Here is a 22,323-nt window from a genome sequence, read left to right as displayed (position 1 = left end):
ACGCTTGCCTTCACGCGAGCGGACGCCGCCTCGGGCAGAATCCCTCCCATGAAGCCCGACGCCGAGCTGCGCAGGATCGCCGAGGTCGCCCGCGGGGGATCGGGGCGCTCGCCCCTCTACCGCTGGCTCCGGGCCCGCCACGACGCCTTCGCCGAGCTGGTCGAGGAGAACCGCCCCAACTGGCAGGCCCTCGCCGAGGGCTTCGCCGGGCTCGGCCTGACGGGCGCCGACGGCCGCCCCCTCACCGCCCACACCGTGCGGCGGACCTGGTGGAGCGTGCGGCGCGACGTGGCCGCCGCCCGGGCGCGGCGCGCGAGACCTCCCCATCCGCCCGCGGCCGTGCCGGCGCCCCCGCCGGCGGCGACGCGGGCCCCTCCCCCACCCGCCCCGGCCGCGGCGCCGGCGTCCCCCGTCCCCGACGGCGCGGACGCCCTCGCGCGGCTGCGGGCCGAGATCGACGAGCGCAGCGGAAGGAAGCGGCATGGCTAGGGGCAACGGGCAGGCGGCGACCCTCGGGGCGGAGGCCGCCCCCACCGCGACGGGCGAGGTGGTGCTGGCAGTCGGGCTCGGGCGTGGCTTCGGCGGCAAGTCCACCGGCCTTGCCGAGCTCGTCTGGCGGGCGCGCAATCAGGGCCGCGAGGTGATCGTGGCCGACGGCGACCCGCGGAGCCGCACGCTGGCGGGCATCTTCCCGGAGGCGATGCAGCCGCCGACCGAGGAGCTGCCCGACGTGAAGGCGTGGCTGACGGGCGTGCTGAACCGGATGGTGAAGGAGCGCCGCTCGGCGGTCCTCGACCTCGGCGGCGGCGACCGGGTGCTGCAGGAGTACGGGCGCGACCTCCGCCTCGTGGAGTTCTGCGCCCGGCGCAGCATCGAGCCGCTCGCGCTCTACTTCCTCGGCCCGGAGGACGAGGACCTGCGGCACGTGCTGTCGATCTGGGAGGCGGGCTACTTCCGGCCGAGGCGCACGCTGCTCGTGCTGAACGAGGGGGTGATCCGCGAGGGTCGCACCGTGGCCGGCGCCTTCGAGCGCACGCTGGCCGATCCGGGCTTCGAGCGGATGGTGCGGGAGGGCGCGGCGCCGGTCTTCATGACCCGCCTTGCCTGCATGGACCTGGTGCGCCGGCGGGGCCTCGGCCTCTACGCCGCGGCGGCCGGCGACGGCGAGGCCCCGCTCGACCCGGTCGAGCAGTTCATGGTCGAGGACTGGCTCGCCGACCTGGAGGGCAAGCGCGTGGGGGCCGGCGCCGCGGCCTGGCTTCCATGACAGGCGCGGTCCCCTCCCCTGCCCCGCCCGCGGCGCCGACGCCGGAGGACGTGCGGGGCTGGTGCGAGCGGGCGGGCATGCGCCCGGACAGCCCGCTGCGCGCCGCCCTGCTGGCGACCTTCGAGGCCGCCAGGGCGGCGCGCGAGGCGGCGGGCGGCGCGCGCGGTCTGACGCCCGAGGGCGAGCGCGACCTGGTGCGGCGGGCCGCCGAGGCGGCGGCGGCCGGGGCCGAGCGGGAGGTGGCCTCCCTGGCCCGGCGGGTCGACCTGCGGACCTCCGCCCTTCTCGCCGCCGCCGGCCTGCTGCTGCTCGGCGGGGGCTACGCGCTGGGCCGCTGGGACAGCGGCGCGCGGGCAGCCGCGCCGGGCGGCGCCTCCTTCTTCGCCGCGATGGCCGAGCTGAACGACGCCGCGGCCCTCCGCCGCCACTGCGAGCGCACCGCCTACGACTACGGCGGCCGTCGTGCCTGCACCCTGCCGCCCGTCTGGGTGGGTCCTGGGAACCGGTAGCCGTGCCCCTCTCCCGTATCCCGACTCCCGCCGCCCAGGGCTGCCCTCCCAGCTGGCTCCTCTTCATGAGCTTCTTCTTCTCGCGCCCTGGGGAGGCGGCGCGGCTTATCCACAGGCGGTTTCCCTTAAGGAGAGTCTACGTAAGTAGGGTTAAGGATATTACGGACTCTCGACGCCGCTGTTTCGGCTCGATTTTTTGGCAAGACTCGGGGCGTGAAAGCCCGGGTTCGGCGGGCGCGATAGCCCGTGGTCGCGGGGGCGTGATCGCCCGACAGGATCCACAGGGGCGCCGGCGGCTGTCCACAACCGGCCCGGACCCGCCCGCATCCCGTTCCGGGGCGTGATCGCCCGATGCACGAGTGCCCGTCGTCGTCCGGGCGGCCCATGATGCGGCCCGAACCCGGCGTCAGGGCGTGATCGCCCGATACTGGGGCGCTTTCGGGCGCCGCGTGCACCGGCAGCGGACCTCTGGGGGCCGTTTTATCGGGCGATCGCGCCCCGGCGGGTGTCCCCTCGCGCGGAGGCGTCGCCGCCTGCCCGGCTTATCGGGCTATCGCGCCCTGCACGGGGTCCCGACATAGGGCGCAGAGCGGCCGATGGTCGTAGATGGGCGGAGTGCGGACATTCCGACCGCGATCGGGAATGCTTTGGTCCCGACACGCGTGCCGATGCGGTGCTTCGGTCGGCTACGCGGAGCGCGGCAACCGCGATCGTCGGCTCGCGCCCCCCTTCTCCGCAGCGTCCCGCGACGGCGCGAACGCGGCGGTTTCCCCTCGCCAACGACCTCCAGGCCGCGCATGGTCGCCACCATGGATAAACTCCCGACGACCGCGCCTCCGGGTTCGAACCAGGCGGCAGAGATCCGGCCCCTTGTCGCGGGCGACCTGCCGGGCGCCAAGCGCGTGATCGACGGCACGGGTCTGTTCCCGTCCGAGATGCTCGACGAGATGGTGTCCGCCTACCTCGCCGGCACCGCGGGCGAGGAGTTCTGGCTCACCGCGGCCGATGCGGACGGGCCGGTCGGCCTCGCCTACTGCGCCCCGGAGCGCATGACCGAGGGCACCTGGAACACCCTCCTCATCGCCGTGCACCCCGAGCGGCAGGGCCAAGGCGCCGGGCGCGCCCTGATGCGGCGCGTCGAGGAGGAGCTCGCCGGGCGGGGCGGCCGGCTCCTGCTCGTCGAGACCTCCGGCCTGCCCGAGTTCGACGGCACGCGGGCCTTCTACCGGGGCCTCGGCTACGAGGAGGAGGCGCGCATCCGCGGCTTTTACCGGGCGGGCGAGGACAAGGTCGTCCTGCGCAAGGCGCTGCCCGCGCCCGAAGCGGCCGGCTGAGTGCGCGCCGGCGCCGTGCGGGCGGACCGGGCGCTCGCCGCCGGCGTCGCCCTGGTGCTCGCCTCGGCCGCCGCGATCGCGGTGGTGCCGACCGCGGCGCGGCTCGCCTTCGAGGCGGGGAGCAACACACTCACCGTCGTGACGGCGCGCGGCCTGATCGGGGCGGCGCTGCTCGCGGCCTTCGTCGCGGCCTCGGGGCGCGGCTTCGCGATGCCGCGGCGGAGCCTCCGGCTCGGGCTGCTGGCCGGCCTCGCCTACAGCGCCATGTCCTACGGCTTCATCGGCGCCGTCGCCTATGTCCCGGTCGCCGTCGCCGTCCTGGTGTACTTCACGCATCCCGTGCTGCTCGCCATCCTGGCCCATGCGCGCGGCGGCGAGCAGCTCAGCCCGCGGCGCCTCGCGCTGGCGCTGGCCGCCTTGGCCGGCCTCGGGCTCGTGCTTTGGCGGGACCTCGGCGGCCTGGATCCGCGCGGCGTGGCCCTCGCGGCACTCGCCTCGGTCGCGGTCTGCGCGATGATCCTGCTGAGCGCGGCGGCGCAGCGGGAGGCGACGAGCGCCCAGGTCAACCTCGTCATGACCGGGGTCACGGTCGGCGTCTTCGGCGTCGTGACCACCGCGGCCGGGGCCTGGGCCTTCCCCGCTGGCGCGCTCGGCTGGCTCGGCCTGGCCGGCGCAGGCGCTGCCCTCGCGGTCGGGCTGCTCGCCTTCTTCGCGGCCTTCCCGCTCATCGGGCCGGTGCGCGCGACGATGCTGAGCAACGTCGAGCCGTTGCTCGGCATCCTCTTCGCCGCGGCGGTCCTCGGCGAGCGGCTCGATGTCGTCCAGTGGGCCGGTGTGCTGCTGGTGGTGGCGTCGCTGGTGCTGTTCGAGATGCCGGAGAGACGGGGATCCGCGGAGACGGGCTAGCCGGCAGACCGCAGTGTCCGCTACGGGCCGGACTTTGCTGTAGAGAGCCGTTCGCGGCGTTCCTGGTCCGTCGCGCTTAAAGTGCTTCCAGCCTCCACCCCATGTCGGGACCCCTGCACCGGCGGCGCCGTCACTCCGGCACCGCGGCTCCCGGCTCTCGCCGCGCCGCCACGCGCAGCCGCGGCAGGCGCTTCGCCGCGTAGCCGGGGTGGTCGGTCGGCAGCATCGCGCGGGCCGAGAAGCGCAGGGCCTCCTCCCCGCCCTCGGTGCGGTAAAGCTCCAGCCAGTAGCCCGGGAGGCGCTGCCGCTCGACCACCTTGCGCACGTCCTTCGCGAAGTCGGCGAGCCGGCGCGTCGAGCCCGACTTGTGGTGGAGCTGCGCCATGGTGAAGCCCCAGCCGCCGCCCTGGTGGCCGCCGTGCTTGCGCACGACGCGGTAGAGCCACCGCTCGATGCCGCCGGTGAGCGCGAAGTACTCGCGGTCGATGGACAGCACGAGCTTGTCCTCGAGCACGCCCTGGTAGAGCCAGTCGGCGATGGTGAACTCGATGCCGAGTGACCGCCCCTCCTCGTCGGTCGGGGCGGACCACTCCTCGATCCAGCCGAAGCCCTGGGGCCGCGTGCCCTTCTGGCGGATCGTCGTCTCGATGACGGTGCCCTTGAGGCGCCTCAGCGCCTCGACGATGCGGCCGTACTCGGCCCCGCCGGTCGGCCGGCCGATGGCGCGGAGCAACTCGTAGAGGCTGACGCGGAAGCGCCGCGAGGTCGGCACGCCGCGGGTCATCGCCTCCCGGATCTGGCTCGCCGCCCAGATGAGGATGTCGGCGTCCCAGATGGTGGCCATGCCCGTCTCGGAGTTGGCCGTGACCCGGACGCGGACCTCCGTGGTGCCGTTGCGGACGCGGTAGTCGATCGGCTCCGTGCGCTTGCCCTTGGAGAGGCTGAAGAAGGGCCGCTCCATCATCTCCATCTGGTCGTGGGTCGGCAGGTCGCCGGGCAGCGCCGCGAAGAGGTCGAACTGGCCCTCGCCGCGCGGGGCGCGGGCGGCCTTCGCGGGAGCCTTCCCCGGCGTCGCCACGCTATGCCTCCTCGGCGTCGAGCGCCTCGCTCACCTTGAAGGCGATCCAGGCGCTGCGGCTGATGCCGCGGCGCCGGGCCGCGCTGTCGACGCGGCGCAGCAGCGCGGCGTCGAAGCGGAGCATGATGGGCGTCTTGCGCCCGCCGCCCGCCTCGGGCTCGGCCACGGCGGCGGCCTTCGCGGCGCCCTGGATGAACGCCTCGGCGGCGCGCTCCTGCGCCGCGGGCGGGCTGGTGGTGCGATTGCCGTTCGGCCTACGTGCGATGGCCATCCGATGTCGCTCCGCTCTCGATGCGCTATACAAACACTGCCTTGACCATCGCCGCAAGCTCCTGCGCGGCCTTCGGGTCGCGCGGCGTCAGCTCGAGGACCGAGCGGCCGGTGGCGGCGGCGTTCGGGAAGGCCTTGCGCCGGCCGATCGGCGTCGGGAGGTATTCGAGCCCCTCCGCCTCGCCGAGCGCCTCGGCCGCGGCGTCGTTGTCCGCCCCCTGCGCGTCGGCGGCGTTGAGCACGACGACGGCGCGGAGCCGGTCGTTGATCTCCCGGGCCTCGCGCACGAGGGCGGCGATGTTGTCGATCGCCCAGAGGTCGAAGCTCCGCGGCTGCACCGGGATCAGCACCGTGTCGGCGACGGTGAGGGCGGCGCGCAGGCTGCCGGTGTCCCGGCCCCCGACGTCGATCACCACGTCGGCGTATTTCGGGGCGAGCTGGCGGGTCTGGGTGCGGATGGCCGCGCCGTGCAGCGAGACGGCGGTGTAGCCCGGCGCGCCGAGCTGCTCGGTGCGGAGCTCGGTGAAGCCGATGGCGGTGGCCTGCTCGTCGCCGTCCACCAGCAGCACGTCGCGGCCGTCGAGGGCGCGCGCGATCGCCAGGTTGACCGCGAGGGTGGTCTTTCCGACCCCGCCCTTGGTGTTCCCGACCACGAGGATCATGATCCCGCTCCGATGCCGCCCCGAACGCACTATAGGGGCGATTCGCCATCGGGGCGATATACATCGCAAAGCGCCGGCCGGGACGGCCGGCGCGAATTTTCGGGCCGGGCAGGGGGCAGCGCCCCCTGCCCTGCTCCGCCGCTACGCCGCGGCGTCCGCCGATGCCCGGCGCGCGTGCATCCAGTCGGTCGCTGCCTGGGCCTTGGCAGCCGCCGCGAAGATCGCCCGCTTGTCCGACCGCAGCACCTTCAGCCAGGATGCCAGGTAGGCGGCGTGGTCCGGCCGGGGCTCGGGGGCGAGGCGCAGGTCGGCGCAGAGGAAGGCCGCGCCGAGCTCCGCCACCAGCTCCTCCACCGCGTAGGCCTCCTCGCCGAAGCGGCCCCGCAGGTCGCGGGCGAGGCGGGAGGCGTGCCCGGTCCAGTGCGTCGCCTCGTGGGCGAGCGTGGCGTAGTAGGCGACGGCGTCCCGGAAGGCTTGGAAGGGTGGCATCCGGACCTCGTCGACCGCGGGCGCGTAGCAGGCCCGGGCGCCGCCGTGCCGGACCGCCACCCCGAGCCCGGCGAAGAAGGCGTCGGCGTGGGCGATCCGCTCGGCTTCGGGCAGCACGGGGAGGGCAGGGGGGTCGCAGCCGTCCACCTGGGCGGCGTTGAACACGCTGTAGCCGCGCGCGAGGAGGCGGGGCCGGCCGCGCCCCTCCGCCTCCTCGCCGGCCTCGTCATCATCGCTGCGGCTGTCCAGCGCCTTCCAGAACACCACGGGGCAGGCGCGCTCGCCCTGGCGCACCTGCGCGCCGAGTTCGCGCCACTGTCGGTAGGTCGCCCAGGTGCCGCCCGCGTAGCCCTCGGCCTGCGCCGCCGCCCAGAGCACCAGCACGTTCACGCCCCGGTAGGGCCGCCCGGTCGCGGCGTTCGCCGGCAGGGCCGAGGCGCGCCCGTCCGCCCCGCCGTGCCACGGCATGCGCCAGTCGCCCGCGCCCGCCTCGACCGCCGCCGCGATGCGCTCCGTGACGCGCGCGTAGATGTCGCCCCGCGCCTCCGCGTCCTCGCCGCCGGCCCCGCGCCCCGTCCGATCCGCCATGTTCCGCTTCCTTCTTCCTGCGCAGCGGGAAGCAGCCCCGCTGCTTCCCTGCCCGTCGGCGAGACCGGGGAAGGAGGGGTGGCATGCGGGCGGGCGCGGCCGGGCCCCCGGAGGGAGCGTGGCCGCTCGGCCATGCGAGCGAGGGGTCCTGCCGCGCGGTAGGCCGCGTGCCGGGGGAACCTCGGGGCGGCGCCCCGTGGTGCCCCGCGCCGGCGCCGCCGGAGGCGACGATCAACGGGGAAGGCACCGCGCAGCCGCCCGCGAACCGCGGGGCAGGAGCACAGCGCAACGATTAAATGTGTAAAGCGGTGCGCTATCGGACCGCTTGCGTTATGCCACTACTGCGCAGCGCCGTGGCTGCCCTGGTGCCGGCCTGCCGACGCCACGCTCCCGGTGGGCACCGGACGCCTGGAGGCTGGCGTGACGCATGCGGACCGATATACAAGTGCAGGCGTCCGGGCCCGCGCCGCGTTGAACCGCCGCGCGCCGCCCATCATGTCAGGGGCCGGAGGTCTCGATGCCCACGAAGCCGCACGCCACGGGGAAGACGGGGGCCGCGCGCCCGCGCGCGGCGGCGCCGGCACGCGCGGGCCTGCCGCGCGGCTACGGCGCGATGCGGGACGTGCCGCTGGAGCTCGACCCGCGCATCGACCTGACGAAGCCGATCTACGAGCAGGCCGCGGCGCTCCGGAAGGCGGCGCCGAAGCGTCCGGGGAAGCCGCGCTAGCCGCCGGCGCCTGGTGCTGCTCGACACCCGCGCGCTGCTCTGGCTGGTGCGTGGCGAGTTCCGGACGGAGGCGGCGATCGCCGCGGTGCGCGCGGCGCAGGACGAGGGGCGGCTCCACGTCTCCGCGGTCTCGGCCTGGGAGCTCGGGGTGGCGGAGCTGAAGCGGCGCGACCGGCCGGAGCTCGGCATGCCGGCGGTGCGGTGGTTCCGGCAGGCCCTGGCGCTGACCGGGGCCCGGCTCGCGACGGTGAGCGTCGCGGTGGCGGCGGAGGCCTCCGCGGTGCCCGCCGTCTACGGCAGCGGCGACCCCGGCGACTGCTTCATCATCGCGACGGCGCGGGTGCGCCGGCTGCCCGTCGTCACGCGGGACGGCCGCATGCTGGCGCTGGCCGCGTCGGCGCCCGACTACCTCGAAGCGGTGGAGTGCTGAGGATGCACCGCGCAGCCGCTTCGCTGGCGTAGCGGCATCGGTTGGCATTCGGGACGATATACAAGCGCATGCGAGATGGCGGCGGCCGGTGGCGGTGGGGTCGCGCCGCCGGGGAAGCGGAGCCGCGCGGGCCGGCGGTGCCGGCCCGCGCGCACGGGTGCGGGGGAGGGGAGGGCCGCCCGCTCGGGGCGGCCCGGTCGTGCCCCTACTCGGCGGCGAGGGCCGGGGGCGCGGCGTCGTCGTTCGCGGCCACCGCGCCGGGCACGCGCAGTGCGGCGGGCAGCCAGCCCCGGCCGTCCAGGGCGGCGGCGGCCGCCTCCGCCATCGGCTCCTTCTTCATGCCGGCGAGGCGGCGCGCGGCGTCCTCGCCGGCGCCCTCGCGCACCGCGGCGAGGATCGCGGCCTTCGGCACCCGGGCGAGGTAGCTCGCCGGCGTCGCCGACCACCACCGCCGCATGTCCAGCCCCGCGGCGGAGGCGACCCCGGCCGCCACAGTGTCCCCGGGCGCCGTCCAATCCCCGGCGCCGGCGTCGGCCACGCGGGCCACGAGGACGGCCAGCAGCCGCAGCAGCGACGCCTCGTCCTGCCCAGCCAGCCATGCCCAGAGGCCGCGCCGGTCGGCGGGCAGGCGCCCGCGCTGCTCGGCCTCGGCCTCCTCCACGCGCCGCCGGGCCGGGCTGTCGGCAAGGCCGGCCATGCCGGCGAAGGCCGGCGGGTGGGCCGGGAAGCTCGCCACCGCGTCGCCGTAGCGGCCGTAGAAGGCGTCGCCCGCCAGGGCGTGCAGCAGCACCCGCAGCGCCAGGTCGGGCCGGCCCGCGAGCTCGGCCTGGAGCCCGAGGGTGCGGTGCGCCCGGAGCTCGGCGACGAGCGCGGCGGAGAGGGCAGGGGCCTTGTCCCCCGCGTCCTCCTCGGCGGCCGGGGCCTCGGCCTCCCCTGTGCCGGGAGAGTCCAGGCCTTCGCCGTCCTCGTCGTCCCGCCCGTCGGCATGCGGGGCCGCCGGCTTCGGCTCGTCCTCCGGACGCACGAGGCCGCGCGTCACGGCCAGCCGGCCGTCGCCGGCGAGGGTGACGAGCGCCCCCGCGAGGGCGAGGTCCTCCGGCCGCCACGCCGCCTCCCGGGTCTCAAGCGCGTCGAGCTCCGCCTCGATGGCGTCGAGCTCGGCGGCGACCGCCTCCGGCAGGTCGTCGTCGGTGCCGCTGTGCCCCTCCGCGAGCTCGTCGTAGCGGGCCGAGAGCGCGTCGCGGCGCGCCTCCTCCGCCTCGGTCAGCGGCGCCCTGGCCGGCCAGATGCGGCGGCAGCGCCAGAGGGCGTCCGACGCCTCCGCCCCGACCGCCACCCACCGCCAGCCCTCCGCGCGCACCGCCTCGGCCTCGGCCTCCATCCGCCGGCCGACGAGCTCCTCGAGGAGGGCGGGGTCGGCGATCCAGCCGCCGCCGTCCTCCGAGAACAGGTCGCGCTGCACGCGCCCGCCGGCCGCCTCGTAGGCGTCCAGCCCGACGAGCGCCACGCGCCGGTCGGTGGTGGGCAGCAGCGCGTCGGTCAGCAGCCGGCGGATGGTCGCCGGCGTGCGCTGCCATTCCGCGAGGCCGGCGAAGACGCGCTCCTGCGCCTCCCGGTCGTCGGTCACGGCGAAGGCGGTGACGTGGTCCAGGGTGAGGGCGCCCTCGCGGTAGGCCGCGACGATGGCGGGCGAGACGGCGGCGAGGCGGAGCCGCTGGCGCACGGTGTGGGCGGAGACCCCGAAGCGCGCGGCGATCTCCTCCACACCCAGGCCCTCGCCGCCCCGGTGCAGCGCGGCGAAGGCCTCGAACTGGTCGGCCGGGTGCATGTCCTGCCGGACCACGTTCTCCGCGAGGCTCACCTCCGCCGCGTCCTCGCCGGCGTCGCCGTCGAGCACATGGCAGGGCACGGCGGCGCCCTTCGGCAGCCGCTTCGCCTTCGCCAGCAGCCGGAGCGCCGCGAGCCGCCGCCCGCCGGCGACCACCTCGTAGCGGCCCCCGCCCTTCGGGCGCACCACGAGGGACTGCAGCAGCCCGTGGGCGGCGATGGAGGCGGCGAGGGCCTCGACGCCCTGCCCGGCGCCGGTGCGGCGCACGTTGGCGGGGGAGGGGTCGAGCCTGCCGAGCGCGATCTCGGCCGTGGCGCGGACGATGGTGTCGGTCATGTGGTGATCCTCCTTCGTGGCAGCGGGAAGCAGCCCCGCTGCTTCCCTGCCCGTCGGCGAGACCGGGGAAGGAGGGGTGGCATGCGGGCGGGCGCGGCCGGGCCCCAGAGGGAGCGTGGCCCCTGGGCCATGCGAGCGAGGGGTCCTGCCGCGCGGTAGGCCGCGTGCCGAGGGGAACCTCGGGGCGGCGCCCCGTGGTGCCCCGCGCCGGCGGCGCCGGAGGCGACGATCAACGGGGAAGGCACCGCGCAGCCGCATAAATCTGCCGGAAGCGGAGTAATATTGAACAGCGCTGTCTGTTATCTACGCGACCACTGTCCCGGCATTGCACACCTAGTTCGGAATTAGCTTCTTAATCTCCGCCTCGGCGCTGTGTGGCATGTCGTCGCGTTCAAGCTCCCGAACTTTGGCGACGATCTTTTTTGCGCGCTCAATTCTATCGCGCCGCCACTGCTCATTGACGCTGTACAAGTTCAGGTTATCGAACACGGCAAACAGATAGTCTCGCTGGTTGATTGATGACCAGTAGCTCTGATTCATGATCCATCTTTCGAAAGAAAATGAATCGAAAACATATCCGTTTTCCGCGTTCCAGAATTTCGCTAGGCGGATCGTGGGCTTTATTAGATATGAGTTGTTCTTGTTGGCGTTCTCCAAGCTCTGATTGAAGTCGTTCGGGTCGGTGTCCTGCCAACTGCCGGGGCCGTTCGGGATCTGATAACCGGAGGACCATTGGCGCTTCAGCGCTGGCACCAGTTCGAATTTGATGTGGTTTAGTTCCAGGACGATGGTTGGATTGGACTGATAGACTTCAGAGGTGGTGTAGTACGTGCTGACGAAACGCTTCAGCCGGTCGAGATAGGTTTGCGGTGTGTAGCCGCCTTCCTTGAAAACAATCATGTAGTCGATGTCAGAGTGCTCATCCATCTTGCGCGGCAGGATGGTGTCTCGCGTGAAAGAGCCGAAGCGGAAATGCTCGGACAGCTCGCCAGGGAAATGTCGCAAGAGCTTGCCCTGCAAGGTTGACGTCGACGTTGCGATCGAGCTGCGCTCGTCACTGGACAGGACGGCGTTGCTGGCGCGGTTTTGCAGGTAGCTGAGCACAGACATCAGGGTTCGTCCTTGTCCACCAGATGCGTCGCCTCGCCGGCGTCGATTCCTTTCTTCGCCTTCTGGTAATCCCGATTGGCAAACTGCGGGCTGGCTTGGTTCAGCTCGTTGCGGCGTTTGGTGAAGGTGGCGAGCGTGGCAATGGCGGCGGGCACGTCGCAGGCCTGGTCGATTTCGATCTCCCGGAATATGCGGGCGTCGTTCCGCAGCGTCAGATACTGGTCGCCGGCGCTCTTGTGGGCCGCGCCCCGCTCTGACGGCTTGAGGAACGTCATCAGCGACGTGAGGATGGCGACGACGGCCGACATGCCACCAGCAACTGCCGCGTAATCCTTGAAAAAGGCGGTGCCGGCGAGGGCGCTCAAGATGACGGACGGCACACCGAGCCAGGAGTTGAGGGCCGTCCAGCGCTCGCCTGCGTTGAAGTGCGCCTTGCCCGAATGGATGCAGTCTTCCTCGATCCGCTGGATTTCGGTCTTGATTTTCTCGAGCGTGCTGTCGGCCATATCGCTCATCGGCCTGACCTCCGGGCCGCCTCGGCGGCGATGTGCCCGGCAAAGGCGCTGACAAAGGTGGTCAGGCTGGTGAGGTTCGACATTTCGCCGTAAGCGCCGCCGGTCACGGCCCTGCGCTCGGACGTCAGGGCGCAGGCGGCGGTGTAGAGATTTTCCCGCACCAGCTTCTGGCAGAGAATGTCATACCTCTTCAGGTAGGAAGCGTTTTTGAACTCCGGGAAGACCGGATAGTGGCGCGAGGCGTCGCGGGTGCCGGGCCGGCGGGACTTCGGTTCGTCCTCCACCATAACCAGCCAGCCGACGAAGGGCCGGGAGTCCGGGCCGAACGCTCCTTCCCTGTTCGCTGTCCAGAAGTCGTGCGCGGTGCCGATGGCTTCCTCGGCGCGGTTGTTGGCATTGTTGCCGAAGGACGGGCCGACGTGGCTCTTCATCTCGACAGCGGCGATCAGACGGCCGTCGAGAATCACCAGGATGTCCCACAGCTTGGTCGGCCGGAAATAGCCGGGCAGGGTCAGCACCGGCCGGTGCCGGTAGATCGAGGCATGGCGCAGGCCGTTGGCCTCCACCAGGTCGATCATGAGCGCGGTGAAGCCGTCCATGGTGTTGCCGGCGGTAACGGCGCCGCGCTCGCCCTGGTCGGTCTTCCCGGCCTCCTTCTTGGCCTGCAGCGCCTTCTGCCGGTTGCCCCAGAAGGCCATCGTCGCGTCGCGCGCCTTCCGCTCGTAGTCCACCAAGTCAAGCGCCATGCCGCCCCCTACTCGCCGTTGCCGCCGAGGGCGGCGCGCTCGGGGGGCGTGAGGCCGTAGAGCTGGAACACGGCCTCGTTGCAGGCGGTGCGGTCGCCCCGCTCGGCCGCCTCGATCAGTGCGCGCTTCGTGCCGTCCGGGACCTGGTGCCAGTGGGGGACGCGGATGCGGCGCAGGTATTGCGCCTGGAAGCGCAGGAAGCCGCCGTGCATGCGGGTCGAGTAGACGGCGACGAACAGGCGGGCGATGCCGGACAGCAGCACCGCCTGCAGCGCCTTCAGGTCCCAGGTGTCCGAGGTGATGAAGTACAGGTTGTGGTGCGGGTAGAGCCGCCCGTCCTCGTGGACGATGTGCGCCTCGCCCTTGATGTCGGGGATCAGCAGCTTCGGCGTCGCGGCGAGGGCCGGATAGATGCGGTCGATGGTGCGGTACCAGTTGGCCGGGGCCTTCTGCGCGACGTGCCGGCGCGCGATCTCGGCCTTGCGCCCCTCCAGGTAGCGTCTCAGGCGGGGATAGCGGTCGAGATCGACAAGGCCGCCGCCGTCGGCGAACGGGTTCACGACGCCGAGTCCACGCCATTCCACCGTGCCGGCGAGGATGTCGCGGGTCATGACCAGGGGCAGCTTGCGGCAGGGCTCCACGTCGAGCGCGTCGAACGGGCCGATGAAGGCCTGGTCGGCCCCGGTCGCTACGCCGATCCCCACTTTGCAGCCGGCCGCCTCCAGGGCGGGGAATTCCGCCTCGAGGCGGCGGACCAGGGCCAGCTGGTTGGAGGATTCGAGGATCCACGGCTCCGAGCCGGCCGCGACGCCCTCGACCTCGCGCACCGCGGCGCCGCTCTTGGGCAGCGTCGCGCCGGTCAGCTCGGCTGCGAGCCGTGACAGGGAAGGCGCGCTGATCTCCGGGCGGTGGGCGACACGGGTCGCCTTCTTCGCCTGCTCCTTCCCTCTACCCTCGCCCTTCGACCGCGCGATGACGGTGATGGCGGGATAGGCGATCACCTCCGCCTGGAAGGCCGGGGTGCCGAACATGTCCACGTAGGTCTTGAGGTGGAAGCGCTCGGCCACGAGCTGGCGCAGCGGGCCGCCGTAGCGGTTCTTCATCCAGCGGTCGGCGCAGATGAACCCGAGCTGCCCGCCTTCCTCCAGCTGGGACAGCGAGCGCTCGATGAACGGGATGTAGAGGTCGGCGCGGTCGTAGACCGTCGCGTAGCGCGCCCGGTACTCGGCCATGAGCGCGTCGGGGATCAGCTCCTGCCGGACGTAGGGCGGGTTGCCGACGACGAAGTGGAAGCGGCCGGGCAGGTCGATCAGCAGGAAGTCGCCCTGGATCAGCCAGGCCTCGACAAGGATCGTCGCGGCGGCGGCGCCGATGCCATGGCGGGCCAGCCGGTCGATGACGGAAGCGCGGGTGCGGGCGAAGGTGGCGCGGTGCAGCTCGACGGCGCGGATGCAGCCGGAGAGGCTGGAAACGGGGTCTCCGTCGCGCTCGGGCGAGGCCTGCCAGGCGGTCAGAAGCCGGTCGATGACCGGCAGCAGGAAATCGCCGTCGCCGCAGGACGGCTCGAGCAGGCGCATGCGGTGCAGCGGCTGGCCGGCGGTGTAGCCGGCCAGGTCGAGGATGAACTCCACCACTTCGCGGCGGGTGAAGATCGCGCCGCGCTCCTCGATTCCCGCCCCGGCCAGCCGCTCCGAGGCGGAGGCGACCGGGCACAGCGACGGCAGCGAAGGCTGAAAGGGGGGACGGGCGGCGGTCTGGACGGGCATGCGTTCCCCTGCCTTCACAGCAGCCGCGGCTGACGGCTGTTGCGCACGTCGGTCACGGTGCGGACGCGGATGGTGTCCTCGCGCCGGCGGGCCTGGGCCAGGTCGTAGGCCATCTGAAGGTGCAGCCAGGTCTCGGGCGCGCCGCCGAACGCCTTGCTGAGCCGGATCGCCATCTCGGCGGAGATGCCGGCCTGCCCATTGACCAGGTTGTTGAGGGTCTGGCGGCTGACGCCGAGCACCTTCGCGCCCTCGGTGACGGTGAGGCCGAGCGGTTCAAGGCAGTCGTGCCGGACAGCCTGTCCGGGATGGGGGCGATCAACGCTCATGTGGGCGGCTCGAAAGGACTGACTGGTGAAGATGATACCCGACAACAGTCGCTAGTCACACAGCCCCGTGCAGATTATTCCAGGTCTTTCACAAAGGACGCGCGTCGCTCGTTCTCTTGCCTACTTTTCGGGGGTGCGGCGGCTCAGCCAACCTCGCCGTCAAGGCGGCGCGCCTCCTGTGGCGGCTCGCTCGCCGCGATCGCGTCCACCAGCTCGTCGGACAGGTCCTCGACCCGGAGCGCCTGGCGGTCGCGGCGGCGAAGGCGCTCGTACTCCTCGACGGAGAGCATCACGATGCGCGGGCGGCCGCGGCTGGTGACCGCGACGGGGCGGGTGAGCGCCCGGTCCTGCCAGAGGGCAAAGTGCCGCTGCACTTCGCCCGCGGGCACGGGAATGGGGTCTTCCATGCGAAACACCTGAAAGCTGCTTTAGCCAAGATAGCTTATTTCGTCATGAAATACGAGTTTTGCAGCAAAGCCTGAAATAAGGCTTATTTCACATTCCCTCAAACGCTCCTTTCAGATTGTGAAATCGCACCGGTTGGGGCAGCTTGACAGCCGATGGACCCCACCCCCGCCCCCGCTGGACCGCGCTTCGTCGCCTACTACCGGGTGAGCACCGACAAGCAGGGTCGCTCCGGCCTCGGCCTCGACGCCCAGCGCGAGGCGGTCGCCCGGCACGCCGCCGGCCGCGGCGGGACGGTGGCCGCCGCCTTCGAGGAGGTGGAGAGCGGCCGCCGGGGCGACCGACCGCAGCTCGCCCTCGCCATGGCCGAGTGCCGCGCCCGCCGCGCCACCCTGCTCATCGCCAAGCTCGACCGCTTGGCGCGCGACGCCCACTTCCTCCTCGGCCTCGAGAAGGCCGGCGTCGAGTTCGTCGCCGCCGACATGCCGCACGCCAACCGCCTCACCGTCGGCATCATGGCCCTCGTCGCCGAGGAGGAGGCGCGCATGACGAGCGCGCGCACCAAGGCCGCGCTCGCCGCGGCGAAGGCGCGCGGCGTGCGGCTCGGCAACCCGCGGCTGAAGCCCGGCGACAGCACGACAGCGGCCAGCGCGCGTGCAGCCTGGTCAGCGGGAGCAGCGCAGCGCGCAGCCGAGGTCGTACCCTACCTCGACGCGGCGCGCCGCGCCGGCGCAGCCACACTCCAACAACTCGCCGACGCGCTCAGTGCGCGCGGCGTGCGGGCGCCGCGCGGCGGCGAGCGGTGGCAGCCACAGCAGGTGCGGCGCGTGCTTGACCGGACAGCCGCGCGGGAGCGATCGCAACAAGTATCCGACAGGTCGAAAACTTGACCTTCAATCCTTGACGCCGGCTCCCCCATGCGTCGGATCGGCGCAGTGCCCGTGCGCCGCATCGGCCAGCACCTCGATGACGCGGCACTCCGCCACACGGCCGTTGTGGCAGGCCGTCATGCGCTCCAGCTCCGCCTCCAGCGAGCGCAGCCGGGCCAGCCGTTCACGCACGCCGGCGAGGTGGCGGCGGGCGATGGCGTCGGCGCCCTCGCACGGCGCGTCCGGCGCGGCGTCGGCCAAGCGCAGCAGTTCGCGGATGTCCTCCATCGCGAAGCCGAGCTCGCGGGCGTGGCGGATGAAGCCAAGGCGGTCGAGATGCGCGCGGGCATAGACGCGGTGGCCGCCCTCGGTGCGGCCCGGCGGCGGCAGCAGTCCCTCGGCCTCGTAGAAGCGGATCGTCGTCGCCTTCACGCCCGTGGCGCGGGAGAGGTCGCCGATGGTGAAGGCATCACTCATCTGCTCGACGCCTCCCGATCGGCGAGGAAGCGGGCGAAGGCCTCCAGCGCCTTCTCGCTGACATGGTGCTCCAGCCCCTCGGCGTCCGCCTCGGCCGTCTCGGGGTCGAGGCCGAGCGCGAGGAGGAAGCGGACCACGAGGTCGTGCCGGGCCTTGGCTGCCTTGGCGAGCCGCTCACCCTCCTCCGTCAGGAACAGGCCGCGATAGGGCTTCGTCTCCACCAGCCCGTCGCGCTGCAGCCGGCCGATCGTCGCGGTGACCGTCGGCTGAGACACGCCCATCCGGCGCGCGAGGTCCACGGCACGGGCCTCGCCCTCCTCGCGCAGGAGGTCGGCGATCAGCTCCACGTAGTCCTCCGCCGTCGCCGTGCGGTCGGCCTCCCGCTGGCGCGCGAAGCGGGCGGCATGGTCGTCGGCGGATGGCAGGGGGCGGTCGGCGAGGGCGCGTCGCATGGGGTGGATATGGGGTTCCAGCAGCCAGGGCTTGATAGCGGAAGAGATAATACTTAGCCTAGGCTAAGAATTGGAGGCGTCACATGACCCCGCCCTCGGAGGCTGCCGCCCCCACGCCTGCCGTCGCCGGCCCGCCCAGCCTGCCGGAGGTCTACCGCAGCGTGCGCGTGCCGAACGCCGGCGGGTTCCTCCGCAAGCTCTTCGCCTTCATGGGGCCGGGCTACCTGGTGGCCGTCGGCTACATGGACCCCGGCAACTGGGCGACCTCGCTCGCCGGCGGCTCGGCCTTCGGCTACACGCTGCTCGCGGTCGCGCTGACGTCTTCACTGATGGCGATCCTGCTCCAGGCGCTCTGCGCGCGGATCGGCATCGTGACGGGCCGCGACCTCGCCCAGCTCTGCCGCGACCGCTTCCCGAAGCCGGTCGCCTACCCGCTCTGGTTCTTCGCCGAGGTCGCAATCTGCGCGACCGACCTCGCCGAGCTGATCGGCACGGCGATCGCGCTCGAGCTGCTGTTCGGCATCCCCCTCCTCTACGGCGTGATCCTGACCGCCTTCGACGCCTTCCTCATTCTCTGGCTGCAGAACAAGGGCGTGCGCTGGCTGGAGGCGCTGATCTTCGGCTTCATCGTGCTGATCTTCGGCTGCTTCGCCGTGCAGATCGCGCTCTCCGACCCCGAATGGGGCGCGGTGCTGCGCGGCTACGTCCCGGCGGTCTCCATCGTGACGAACGAGACGCAGCTCTACATCGCCATGGGCATCCTGGGTGCCACGGTGATGCCGCACAACCTGTACCTGCATACCGCCGTGGTGCAGTCCCGCGCCTGGCAACCCGACGACACAGGCAAGCGGGAGGCGATCAAATTCGCCACGCTCGACAGCACGATCGCGCTGACGCTCGCCCTGTTCATCAACTCGGCGATCCTGATCACCGCCGCGGCGACGTTCCACACCTCCGGGAACACCGAGGTCGCGGAGATCGGCGAGGCTTACCAGCTCATGGCGCCGCTCCTCGGCAGCGCGCTGGCGGCCAAGCTCTTCGCGGTGGCACTGCTGCTCTGCGGGCTGAACGCAACGGTGACGGCGACGCTGGCGGGCCAGGTGGTGATGGAGGGTTTCCTGCGCTTCCGCCTGCCGCCGGTACTGCGGCGGCTGGTGACGCGGCTGATCGCGATCATCCCGGCCATCATCGTCACCTGGTACTACGGCGCGTCGGGCACCGCACAGCTGCTCATTCTCAGCCAGGTGATCCTGTCCGTCCAACTGCCCTTCGCGGTGATCCCGCTGATGATGTTCGCCTCCGACAAGAAGCGCTTCGGCGCGCTGGCGGCGCCGACCTGGCAGCTCGCCTTGGGGTGGCTCATCGCCGCGGTGATCGTCGGGCTGAACGTCAAGCTGCTGAGCGACGCCGCGCTCGGCGGCTGACCGGCGAGGGAGCTCGCGCCTCATCCCTCCGCTGCAAGGCTTGTCCGACCGGGCCCGGCAAGATTACGTGCAATCCATGTCCAGTGCTCTCTCCCCTGTCGTCGTTGCCTTCGGCGTCACCCTCGCGGCCGGGCTCGCGACCGTGCTCGGTGCCCTGTTCGTCGCCCGGGCAGAGCGCGCCAGCCCACGCCTCCTTCCCTTCGCGCTCGCCTTCGCCGGCGGGGCGATGGTCTACGTCTCCCTCGTCGAGATCCTCCCGAAGGGGCATGCGGCGCTGGCGGAGGCCCATGGCGACCGGGGCGGCTACGCGCTCGCGACCCTCGGCTTCTTCGTCGGCGTCGCCCTACTCGTCCTGCTGGACCGGCTGGTGCCGAACCCGCACGCGGATGCCCGCGGGCACGGGCATGCGCATGACGAGGCCGAGCGGGCGCGGCTGACCCGGCTCAGCCTCCTCACCGCCGCGGCCATCACCGCGCACAACCTGCCGGAGGGGCTCGCCACCTTCTTCGCGACGCTCGAGAGTCCGGGCGTGGGCGCGCCGCTGGCCGTGGCGATCGCCCTGCACAACATCCCCGAGGGCATCTCCATCGCCGTGCCCGTCTTCTACGCCACCGGCAGCCGGGGGAAGGCGGCGCTGGCGGCGCTGCTGTCCGGGCTCGCCGAGCCGGTCGGGGCGCTTGTCGGCTGGGTCGTGCTCGGCGCCGTCCTGCCGCCCTCGCTCTTCGGTCTCGTCTTCGCGGTCATCGCCGGGGCGATGGTGTTCCTCGCGCTCGACGAGTTGCTGCCCTCCGCCCAGCGGCATGCGCGCGGGCACGACACGGCCTACGCGATGGTGGGTGGGATGGCGGTCCTGGCCGTCAGCCTCGTCCTGTTCCGCTAGGCTTAGCAGGGGGCTCGGTCGCGACACCGGCGTCTGACACCACAAAAAGTGCTCGGAGGCGAAAGGAAGGGGCTTGAACCTCCAGCTGCTGGAGGTCCTACCTCCCTGGCCCGTGAGGGGGCCGGCGGAACGCCGGTCCCGCCGGGAGACGCACTCGCCATGGACCAGACGCCCACCCAGCAGCAGGCCGGCATCACCCGCCCGGAGGCGCCCGAGGCACCGGCCGAGACGCGGCGCGACTTCCTCAAGCTTACCACCGGCGCCTTCGCGGCGGTGGGCGTCGGCGTTGTCGCCTGGCCCTTCATCCACTCCATGAATCCAGCCCGCGACACGCTGGCCATGGCGACGATCGAAATCGACCTCTCCCCCATTGCTGAGGGCCAGGCGGTCACGGCGATGCTCCGCGGAAAGCCGATCTTCGTGCGCCACCGCACGGCCGCCGAGATCCAGGCCGCGCGGGCCACGCCCATGTCGGAGCTGAAGGACCCTGCTCCCGACCAGGGCCGGGTGCAGCGGGACGCCTGGCTGGTCCTCGTCGGGGTCTGCACGCATCTCGGCTGCGTGCCGCTCGGACAACGCGCGATGGACAACCGGGGCGACTACGGCGGCTGGTTCTGTCCGTGCCACGGAAGCCACTACGACACGTCCGGGCGCGTCCGGAAGGGTCCGGCGCCGACCAACCTGCCGGTGCCGACCTACACCTTCATCTCGCCGACGCAGATCCGGGTCGGGTAGGACGCGCCGTCACCGCCATCCGGCGCGCTGCATCAGGCGCAGCGCCTCGGCCGCGTGGGCCTGGAGTTGGCCGGCATTCACCGGGTCCTCGCGGTATTCGCCGAGGGAGAGCAGCAGCGGGTGCACAGGCGTGCCAGGCACGACCGGGTACTCCATGTTGCCCTCCGCGAAGAGGCCCTGGGCCGCAGGCTCGGTCATGTATTCGAGGAAGCGGACCGCCGCGTCCCGGTTCGGCGCGCCGGCGACGACCCCGGCGCCGGAGACGTTCGCATGGGCCCCGCGGTCGGACTGGTTCGGCCAGAGGACCCCCGTGCGCTCCGCGATCGCGCGATCCTCCGCGCTGCCGGAGCGGGCGAGCAGGCCCCAGTAGTAGGTGTTGGCGACGGCGATCGCGCCCTGCCCAGCCGCCATCGCCCGGATCTGGTCGGTGTCGCCGCCCGAGGGCGTGCGCGCCAGGTTGGCGACGACGCCACGCGCCCAGGCTTCGGTCGCCTCGTGGCCGTTGGCCGCGATCATCGAGGCGGTCCAGCCGATCGAATAGATGTTGGAGGAGGAGCGGGTGAGGACGGTGCCTCGGAACTCCGGTCGGGCCAGGTCCTCGTAGCGCGCCAGGCCGGGCGGCAGCGGCCGGGCGCGGTCGTGGAACATCACGCGGATGCGCTTCGAGATGCCGAACCAGTGCCCGGCCGGATCGCGCAGCGACGCCGGCACGCGCTCAGCCAGGGCGGCGCTGCCCACGGGCTGCAGGACGCCCGCCTGTCGTGCGCGTTCGAGACGGCCAGCATCCACGGTGATGAGCACGTCGGCCGGGCTGTTGCGGCCCTCCGCACGGATGCGCTCAATGAGCTGGTCGGCTGGCGCCTCGATGAGCCGGGTGCGGATGCCGGTGGCGGCCGTGTAGCCGTCGTAGAGCGTCCGGTCCGTGTCGTAGTGTCGGGCCGAGTAGATGTTCAGCACCCTTTCCTGCGACCGACCGACGCTTGGCAGGGCGGGCAGGGCGGCCAGCCCGAACAGGAGGGTGCGGCGGGACGGCATGGTTTCTCTCCGGCGTAATTGCGAATGCTTCGCACTCGCGTCTTACGCTTGAACATGGACGAATGTCAATCAAGGCGAGGCCTTGAACCTCCAGCCGCTGGAAGTGCCAAAGCAGAGCCCCAGGGCTCGGGGACACATGGCACGAGGATCACCACGCGGCGGGACCTCCGCCGCACGACCGCAGGCGACCCTTGATCAAGGAGCACTCCGGACGGCCGATCCCTGGGGACACACCCGGCGCGCGGACCGGCGGATGCTGACCGCCGCTGCCGCAGGGCTCGAAGCGCGGGGCAGGCATCCCTTCTTCCAGGGCGTCGTCGAGGACTACCTCGCGCGGCTCGGCCTGGGCGGCGCCGAGAGGGTGCTTGACCTCGGGTGTGGCACGGCGCTCGCGGCCCGCGCGATCGCGCGCCGTTTCCCTTCGGGTCCGCCGGTCGCCGCGGTGGATATCAGCGAGCACCTGCTCGGCATCGCCCGCCGCATGGCCGCGGAAGAGGGTTGCGCCGACCGCATCGCCTTCCACGCCGGCGATGCCCACCGGCTGGCCTTTCCGGACGGCAGCTTCGACGTGGTGCTGATGCACACCCTGCTCAGCCATGTCGCGAGCCCGGCCGCGGTCCTGGTGGAGGCGCACCGGCTGCTCCGCCCTGGCGGAGGCCGGCTGGTCGTGTTCGACGGGGACCAGGCGTCGCTGACCTTCGCCACGGATGCCCCCGACGGCGGCGAGGCATCCGACCGCGTCCTGCAACGGGCGGGCGCGGCGCATCCGCGGGTGATGCGGGCCATGCCCCGTCTCCTGGCGGATGCCGGCTACCGGCTGCTCGGCATGCGCAGCTACCCGGTGACCGATATTGGCCGGGCCGATTTCTTCCGCTCCGCCCTCTCCTCCCTCGCGGGGCAGCTGCCGACAACAGGTGCGATGTCGGCCCGCCAAGCCGCAGACCTCGCCGAACGGCTCCGGCGCGCCTCGGAGGGGAACCGCTTCTTCGGCGCCATGACCTTCTACACCTACATCGCTGTCCGCGGAGGGTGAGGGGTGATGCCCGGAGGCGGATACCTGCGCTGGACGCATCGCGGCCTTTCGCCACCGAAGGCCAAGAGTTCGCGCAAACCCTCTTGAACCTCCAGTGGCTGGAAGTCCCATAACCCTCGCCGACGC

General features: G+C 72.4%; 26 protein-coding genes. 12 read left to right on the top strand and 14 right to left on the bottom strand.

Features of this window, described 5'->3' with window-relative positions; all coding sequences use genetic code 11:
• Nucleotides 1-48 precede the first annotated feature (48 nt).
• The 5 genes from ACK8OX_RS20495 (at nt 49) to ACK8OX_RS20475 (ending at nt 4,016) form a co-directional block, all read left to right on the top strand.
• Nucleotides 49-489, top strand: a complete 441-nt coding sequence (locus tag ACK8OX_RS20495; protein ID WP_430666101.1) for a hypothetical protein — start codon at nt 49-51, stop codon at nt 487-489.
• Nucleotides 482-1,267 (top strand): hypothetical protein, encoded by a 786-nt coding sequence (locus ACK8OX_RS20490; protein ID WP_430666100.1) that lies wholly within the window; start codon nt 482-484, stop codon nt 1,265-1,267. Before ACK8OX_RS20495 ends, ACK8OX_RS20490 begins: the two co-directional genes overlap by 8 nt.
• Complete coding sequence (locus ACK8OX_RS20485) at nt 1,264-1,776, top strand: hypothetical protein (protein WP_430666099.1); 513 nt, start codon at nt 1,264-1,266, stop codon at nt 1,774-1,776. Before ACK8OX_RS20490 ends, ACK8OX_RS20485 begins: the two co-directional genes overlap by 4 nt.
• 809 nt (nt 1,777-2,585) lie before the next feature.
• A complete protein-coding gene (locus tag ACK8OX_RS20480; RefSeq protein WP_430666098.1) occupies nt 2,586-3,110 on the top strand; it encodes an N-acetyltransferase family protein in 525 nt (174 codons plus the stop codon).
• Nucleotides 3,111-4,016, top strand: coding sequence for an EamA family transporter (locus tag ACK8OX_RS20475; protein ID WP_430666097.1), 906 nt, complete (start codon nt 3,111-3,113; stop codon nt 4,014-4,016). It abuts the gene before it with no gap.
• Between the two features lie 130 nt (nt 4,017-4,146).
• Here the strand turns inward: ACK8OX_RS20475 and ACK8OX_RS20470 are convergent, their stop codons facing one another.
• From ACK8OX_RS20470 to ACK8OX_RS20455, 4 genes are all read right to left on the bottom strand, one after another.
• A complete protein-coding gene (locus ACK8OX_RS20470) occupies nt 4,147-5,094 on the bottom strand; it encodes a replication initiator protein A (protein WP_430666096.1) in 948 nt (315 codons plus the stop codon).
• A 1-nt stretch (nt 5,095) separates the two neighbouring features.
• A complete protein-coding gene (locus ACK8OX_RS20465) occupies nt 5,096-5,365 on the bottom strand; it encodes a hypothetical protein (protein WP_314216916.1) in 270 nt (89 codons plus the stop codon).
• 25 nt (nt 5,366-5,390) lie between these two features.
• Nucleotides 5,391-6,026, bottom strand: coding sequence for an AAA family ATPase (locus tag ACK8OX_RS20460; protein WP_430666095.1), 636 nt, complete (start codon nt 6,024-6,026; stop codon nt 5,391-5,393).
• Between the two features lie 141 nt (nt 6,027-6,167).
• Nucleotides 6,168-7,103 (bottom strand): ArdC family protein, encoded by a 936-nt coding sequence (locus ACK8OX_RS20455; protein WP_430666094.1) that lies wholly within the window; start codon nt 7,101-7,103, stop codon nt 6,168-6,170.
• Between the two features lie 517 nt (nt 7,104-7,620).
• Here ACK8OX_RS20455 and ACK8OX_RS20450 point away from each other — a divergent pair.
• Both ACK8OX_RS20450 and ACK8OX_RS20445 read left to right on the top strand, forming a co-directional pair.
• Complete coding sequence (locus ACK8OX_RS20450) at nt 7,621-7,830, top strand: hypothetical protein (RefSeq protein WP_430666093.1); 210 nt, start codon at nt 7,621-7,623, stop codon at nt 7,828-7,830.
• Nucleotides 7,831-7,843: 13 nt separating this feature from the next.
• Entirely contained in the window at nt 7,844-8,260 is a 417-nt protein-coding gene (locus tag ACK8OX_RS20445) for a PIN domain-containing protein (RefSeq protein ID WP_430666092.1), read from the top strand.
• A gap of 205 nt (nt 8,261-8,465) precedes the next feature.
• Here ACK8OX_RS20445 and ACK8OX_RS20440 read toward each other — a convergent pair whose 3' ends face one another.
• From ACK8OX_RS20440 to ACK8OX_RS20410, 7 genes are all read right to left on the bottom strand, one after another.
• Nucleotides 8,466-10,424, bottom strand: coding sequence for a ParB N-terminal domain-containing protein (locus ACK8OX_RS20440; RefSeq protein WP_430666091.1), 1,959 nt, complete (start codon nt 10,422-10,424; stop codon nt 8,466-8,468).
• Between the two features lie 333 nt (nt 10,425-10,757).
• A complete protein-coding gene (locus ACK8OX_RS20435; protein WP_430666090.1) occupies nt 10,758-11,534 on the bottom strand; it encodes an SMODS domain-containing nucleotidyltransferase in 777 nt (258 codons plus the stop codon).
• Complete coding sequence (locus tag ACK8OX_RS20430) at nt 11,534-12,049, bottom strand: SLATT domain-containing protein (RefSeq protein ID WP_430666089.1); 516 nt, start codon at nt 12,047-12,049, stop codon at nt 11,534-11,536. Before ACK8OX_RS20430 ends, ACK8OX_RS20435 begins: the two co-directional genes overlap by 1 nt.
• On the bottom strand, nt 12,046-12,780 hold the full coding sequence (locus ACK8OX_RS20425) for a PaeR7I family type II restriction endonuclease (RefSeq protein WP_430666113.1): 735 nt from the start codon (nt 12,778-12,780) through the stop codon (nt 12,046-12,048). The genes ACK8OX_RS20430 and ACK8OX_RS20425 overlap by 4 nt, the downstream gene beginning before the upstream one ends.
• A 23-nt stretch (nt 12,781-12,803) precedes the next feature.
• Nucleotides 12,804-14,561: an HsdM family class I SAM-dependent methyltransferase gene (locus ACK8OX_RS20420; protein ID WP_430666088.1), complete on the bottom strand. Its 1,758-nt coding sequence runs from the start codon at nt 14,559-14,561 to the stop codon at nt 12,804-12,806.
• Nucleotides 14,562-14,575: 14 nt separating this feature from the next.
• A complete protein-coding gene (locus ACK8OX_RS20415; RefSeq protein WP_430666087.1) occupies nt 14,576-14,887 on the bottom strand; it encodes a HigA family addiction module antitoxin in 312 nt (103 codons plus the stop codon).
• A 143-nt stretch (nt 14,888-15,030) separates the two neighbouring features.
• Nucleotides 15,031-15,294 (bottom strand): type II toxin-antitoxin system Phd/YefM family antitoxin, encoded by a 264-nt coding sequence (locus ACK8OX_RS20410; RefSeq protein ID WP_430666086.1) that lies wholly within the window; start codon nt 15,292-15,294, stop codon nt 15,031-15,033.
• Nucleotides 15,295-15,447: 153 nt separating this feature from the next.
• On the opposite strand from ACK8OX_RS20410, the gene ACK8OX_RS20405 reads away from it, so the two are divergent.
• Nucleotides 15,448-16,182, top strand: a complete 735-nt coding sequence (locus tag ACK8OX_RS20405; protein WP_430666085.1) for a recombinase family protein — start codon at nt 15,448-15,450, stop codon at nt 16,180-16,182.
• Nucleotides 16,183-16,185: 3 nt separating this feature from the next.
• Here ACK8OX_RS20405 and ACK8OX_RS20400 read toward each other — a convergent pair whose 3' ends face one another.
• Nucleotides 16,186-16,638, bottom strand: coding sequence for a MerR family transcriptional regulator (locus tag ACK8OX_RS20400; protein WP_430666084.1), 453 nt, complete (start codon nt 16,636-16,638; stop codon nt 16,186-16,188).
• Entirely contained in the window at nt 16,635-17,090 is a 456-nt protein-coding gene (gene mntR, locus ACK8OX_RS20395) for a manganese-binding transcriptional regulator MntR (protein WP_430666083.1), read from the bottom strand. The genes ACK8OX_RS20400 and mntR overlap by 4 nt, the downstream gene beginning before the upstream one ends.
• An 83-nt stretch (nt 17,091-17,173) precedes the next feature.
• Here mntR and ACK8OX_RS20390 point away from each other — a divergent pair, with 83 nt between their 5' ends.
• From ACK8OX_RS20390 to petA, 3 genes are all read left to right on the top strand, one after another.
• Entirely contained in the window at nt 17,174-18,514 is a 1,341-nt protein-coding gene (locus tag ACK8OX_RS20390) for an Nramp family divalent metal transporter (protein ID WP_430666082.1), read from the top strand.
• A gap of 76 nt (nt 18,515-18,590) precedes the next feature.
• The gene (gene zupT, locus ACK8OX_RS20385) at nt 18,591-19,394 is read left to right on the top strand and encodes a zinc transporter ZupT (protein ID WP_430666081.1); all 804 of its coding nucleotides are present in this window, start codon (nt 18,591-18,593) and stop codon (nt 19,392-19,394) included.
• 159 nt (nt 19,395-19,553) lie between these two features.
• Nucleotides 19,554-20,129: a ubiquinol-cytochrome c reductase iron-sulfur subunit gene (gene petA, locus ACK8OX_RS20380; RefSeq protein WP_430666080.1), complete on the top strand. Its 576-nt coding sequence runs from the start codon at nt 19,554-19,556 to the stop codon at nt 20,127-20,129.
• A gap of 9 nt (nt 20,130-20,138) precedes the next feature.
• Here the strand turns inward: petA and ACK8OX_RS20375 are convergent, their stop codons facing one another.
• The gene (locus ACK8OX_RS20375) at nt 20,139-21,164 is read right to left on the bottom strand and encodes an extracellular solute-binding protein (protein WP_430666079.1); all 1,026 of its coding nucleotides are present in this window, start codon (nt 21,162-21,164) and stop codon (nt 20,139-20,141) included.
• A gap of 253 nt (nt 21,165-21,417) precedes the next feature.
• On the opposite strand from ACK8OX_RS20375, the gene ACK8OX_RS20370 reads away from it, so the two are divergent.
• Nucleotides 21,418-22,197, top strand: a complete 780-nt coding sequence (locus ACK8OX_RS20370) for a methyltransferase domain-containing protein (protein ID WP_430666078.1) — start codon at nt 21,418-21,420, stop codon at nt 22,195-22,197.
• Nucleotides 22,198-22,323 lie beyond the last annotated feature (126 nt).

Source organism: Falsiroseomonas sp. CW058, assembly GCF_050563535.1.
Taxonomy (GTDB): Bacteria; Pseudomonadota; Alphaproteobacteria; order Acetobacterales; family Acetobacteraceae; genus Falsiroseomonas.
This window is presented reverse-complemented; position numbering and strand designations above follow the sequence as displayed.

Bases quoted from the DNA above. Each gene is read 5' to 3' on its own strand.
- ACK8OX_RS20495 (WP_430666101.1), top strand. From the start codon at position 49: ATGAAGCCCGACGCCGAGCTGCGCAGGATCGCCGAGGTCGCCCGCGGG.
- ACK8OX_RS20490 (WP_430666100.1), top strand. From the start codon at position 482: ATGGCTAGGGGCAACGGGCAGGCGGCGACCCTCGGGGCGGAGGCCGCC.
- ACK8OX_RS20485 (WP_430666099.1), top strand. From the start codon at position 1,264: ATGACAGGCGCGGTCCCCTCCCCTGCCCCGCCCGCGGCGCCGACGCCG.
- ACK8OX_RS20480 (WP_430666098.1), top strand. From the start codon at position 2,586: ATGGATAAACTCCCGACGACCGCGCCTCCGGGTTCGAACCAGGCGGCA.
- ACK8OX_RS20465 (WP_314216916.1), bottom strand. From the start codon at position 5,365: ATGGCCATCGCACGTAGGCCGAACGGCAATCGCACCACCAGCCCGCCC.
- ACK8OX_RS20460 (WP_430666095.1), bottom strand. From the start codon at position 6,026: ATGATCCTCGTGGTCGGGAACACCAAGGGCGGGGTCGGAAAGACCACC.
- ACK8OX_RS20455 (WP_430666094.1), bottom strand. From the start codon at position 7,103: ATGGCGGATCGGACGGGGCGCGGGGCCGGCGGCGAGGACGCGGAGGCG.
- ACK8OX_RS20450 (WP_430666093.1), top strand. From the start codon at position 7,621: ATGCCCACGAAGCCGCACGCCACGGGGAAGACGGGGGCCGCGCGCCCG.
- ACK8OX_RS20440 (WP_430666091.1), bottom strand. From the start codon at position 10,424: ATGACCGACACCATCGTCCGCGCCACGGCCGAGATCGCGCTCGGCAGG.
- ACK8OX_RS20435 (WP_430666090.1), bottom strand. From the start codon at position 11,534: ATGTCTGTGCTCAGCTACCTGCAAAACCGCGCCAGCAACGCCGTCCTG.
- ACK8OX_RS20430 (WP_430666089.1), bottom strand. From the start codon at position 12,049: ATGAGCGATATGGCCGACAGCACGCTCGAGAAAATCAAGACCGAAATC.
- ACK8OX_RS20420 (WP_430666088.1), bottom strand. From the start codon at position 14,561: ATGCCCGTCCAGACCGCCGCCCGTCCCCCCTTTCAGCCTTCGCTGCCG.
- ACK8OX_RS20415 (WP_430666087.1), bottom strand. From the start codon at position 14,887: ATGAGCGTTGATCGCCCCCATCCCGGACAGGCTGTCCGGCACGACTGC.
- ACK8OX_RS20410 (WP_430666086.1), bottom strand. From the start codon at position 15,294: ATGGAAGACCCCATTCCCGTGCCCGCGGGCGAAGTGCAGCGGCACTTT.
- ACK8OX_RS20405 (WP_430666085.1), top strand. From the start codon at position 15,448: ATGGACCCCACCCCCGCCCCCGCTGGACCGCGCTTCGTCGCCTACTAC.
- ACK8OX_RS20400 (WP_430666084.1), bottom strand. From the start codon at position 16,638: ATGAGTGATGCCTTCACCATCGGCGACCTCTCCCGCGCCACGGGCGTG.
- mntR (WP_430666083.1), bottom strand. From the start codon at position 17,090: ATGCGACGCGCCCTCGCCGACCGCCCCCTGCCATCCGCCGACGACCAT.
- ACK8OX_RS20390 (WP_430666082.1), top strand. From the start codon at position 17,174: ATGACCCCGCCCTCGGAGGCTGCCGCCCCCACGCCTGCCGTCGCCGGC.
- zupT (WP_430666081.1), top strand. From the start codon at position 18,591: ATGTCCAGTGCTCTCTCCCCTGTCGTCGTTGCCTTCGGCGTCACCCTC.
- petA (WP_430666080.1), top strand. From the start codon at position 19,554: ATGGACCAGACGCCCACCCAGCAGCAGGCCGGCATCACCCGCCCGGAG.
- ACK8OX_RS20375 (WP_430666079.1), bottom strand. From the start codon at position 21,164: ATGCCGTCCCGCCGCACCCTCCTGTTCGGGCTGGCCGCCCTGCCCGCC.
- ACK8OX_RS20370 (WP_430666078.1), top strand. From the start codon at position 21,418: ATGCTGACCGCCGCTGCCGCAGGGCTCGAAGCGCGGGGCAGGCATCCC.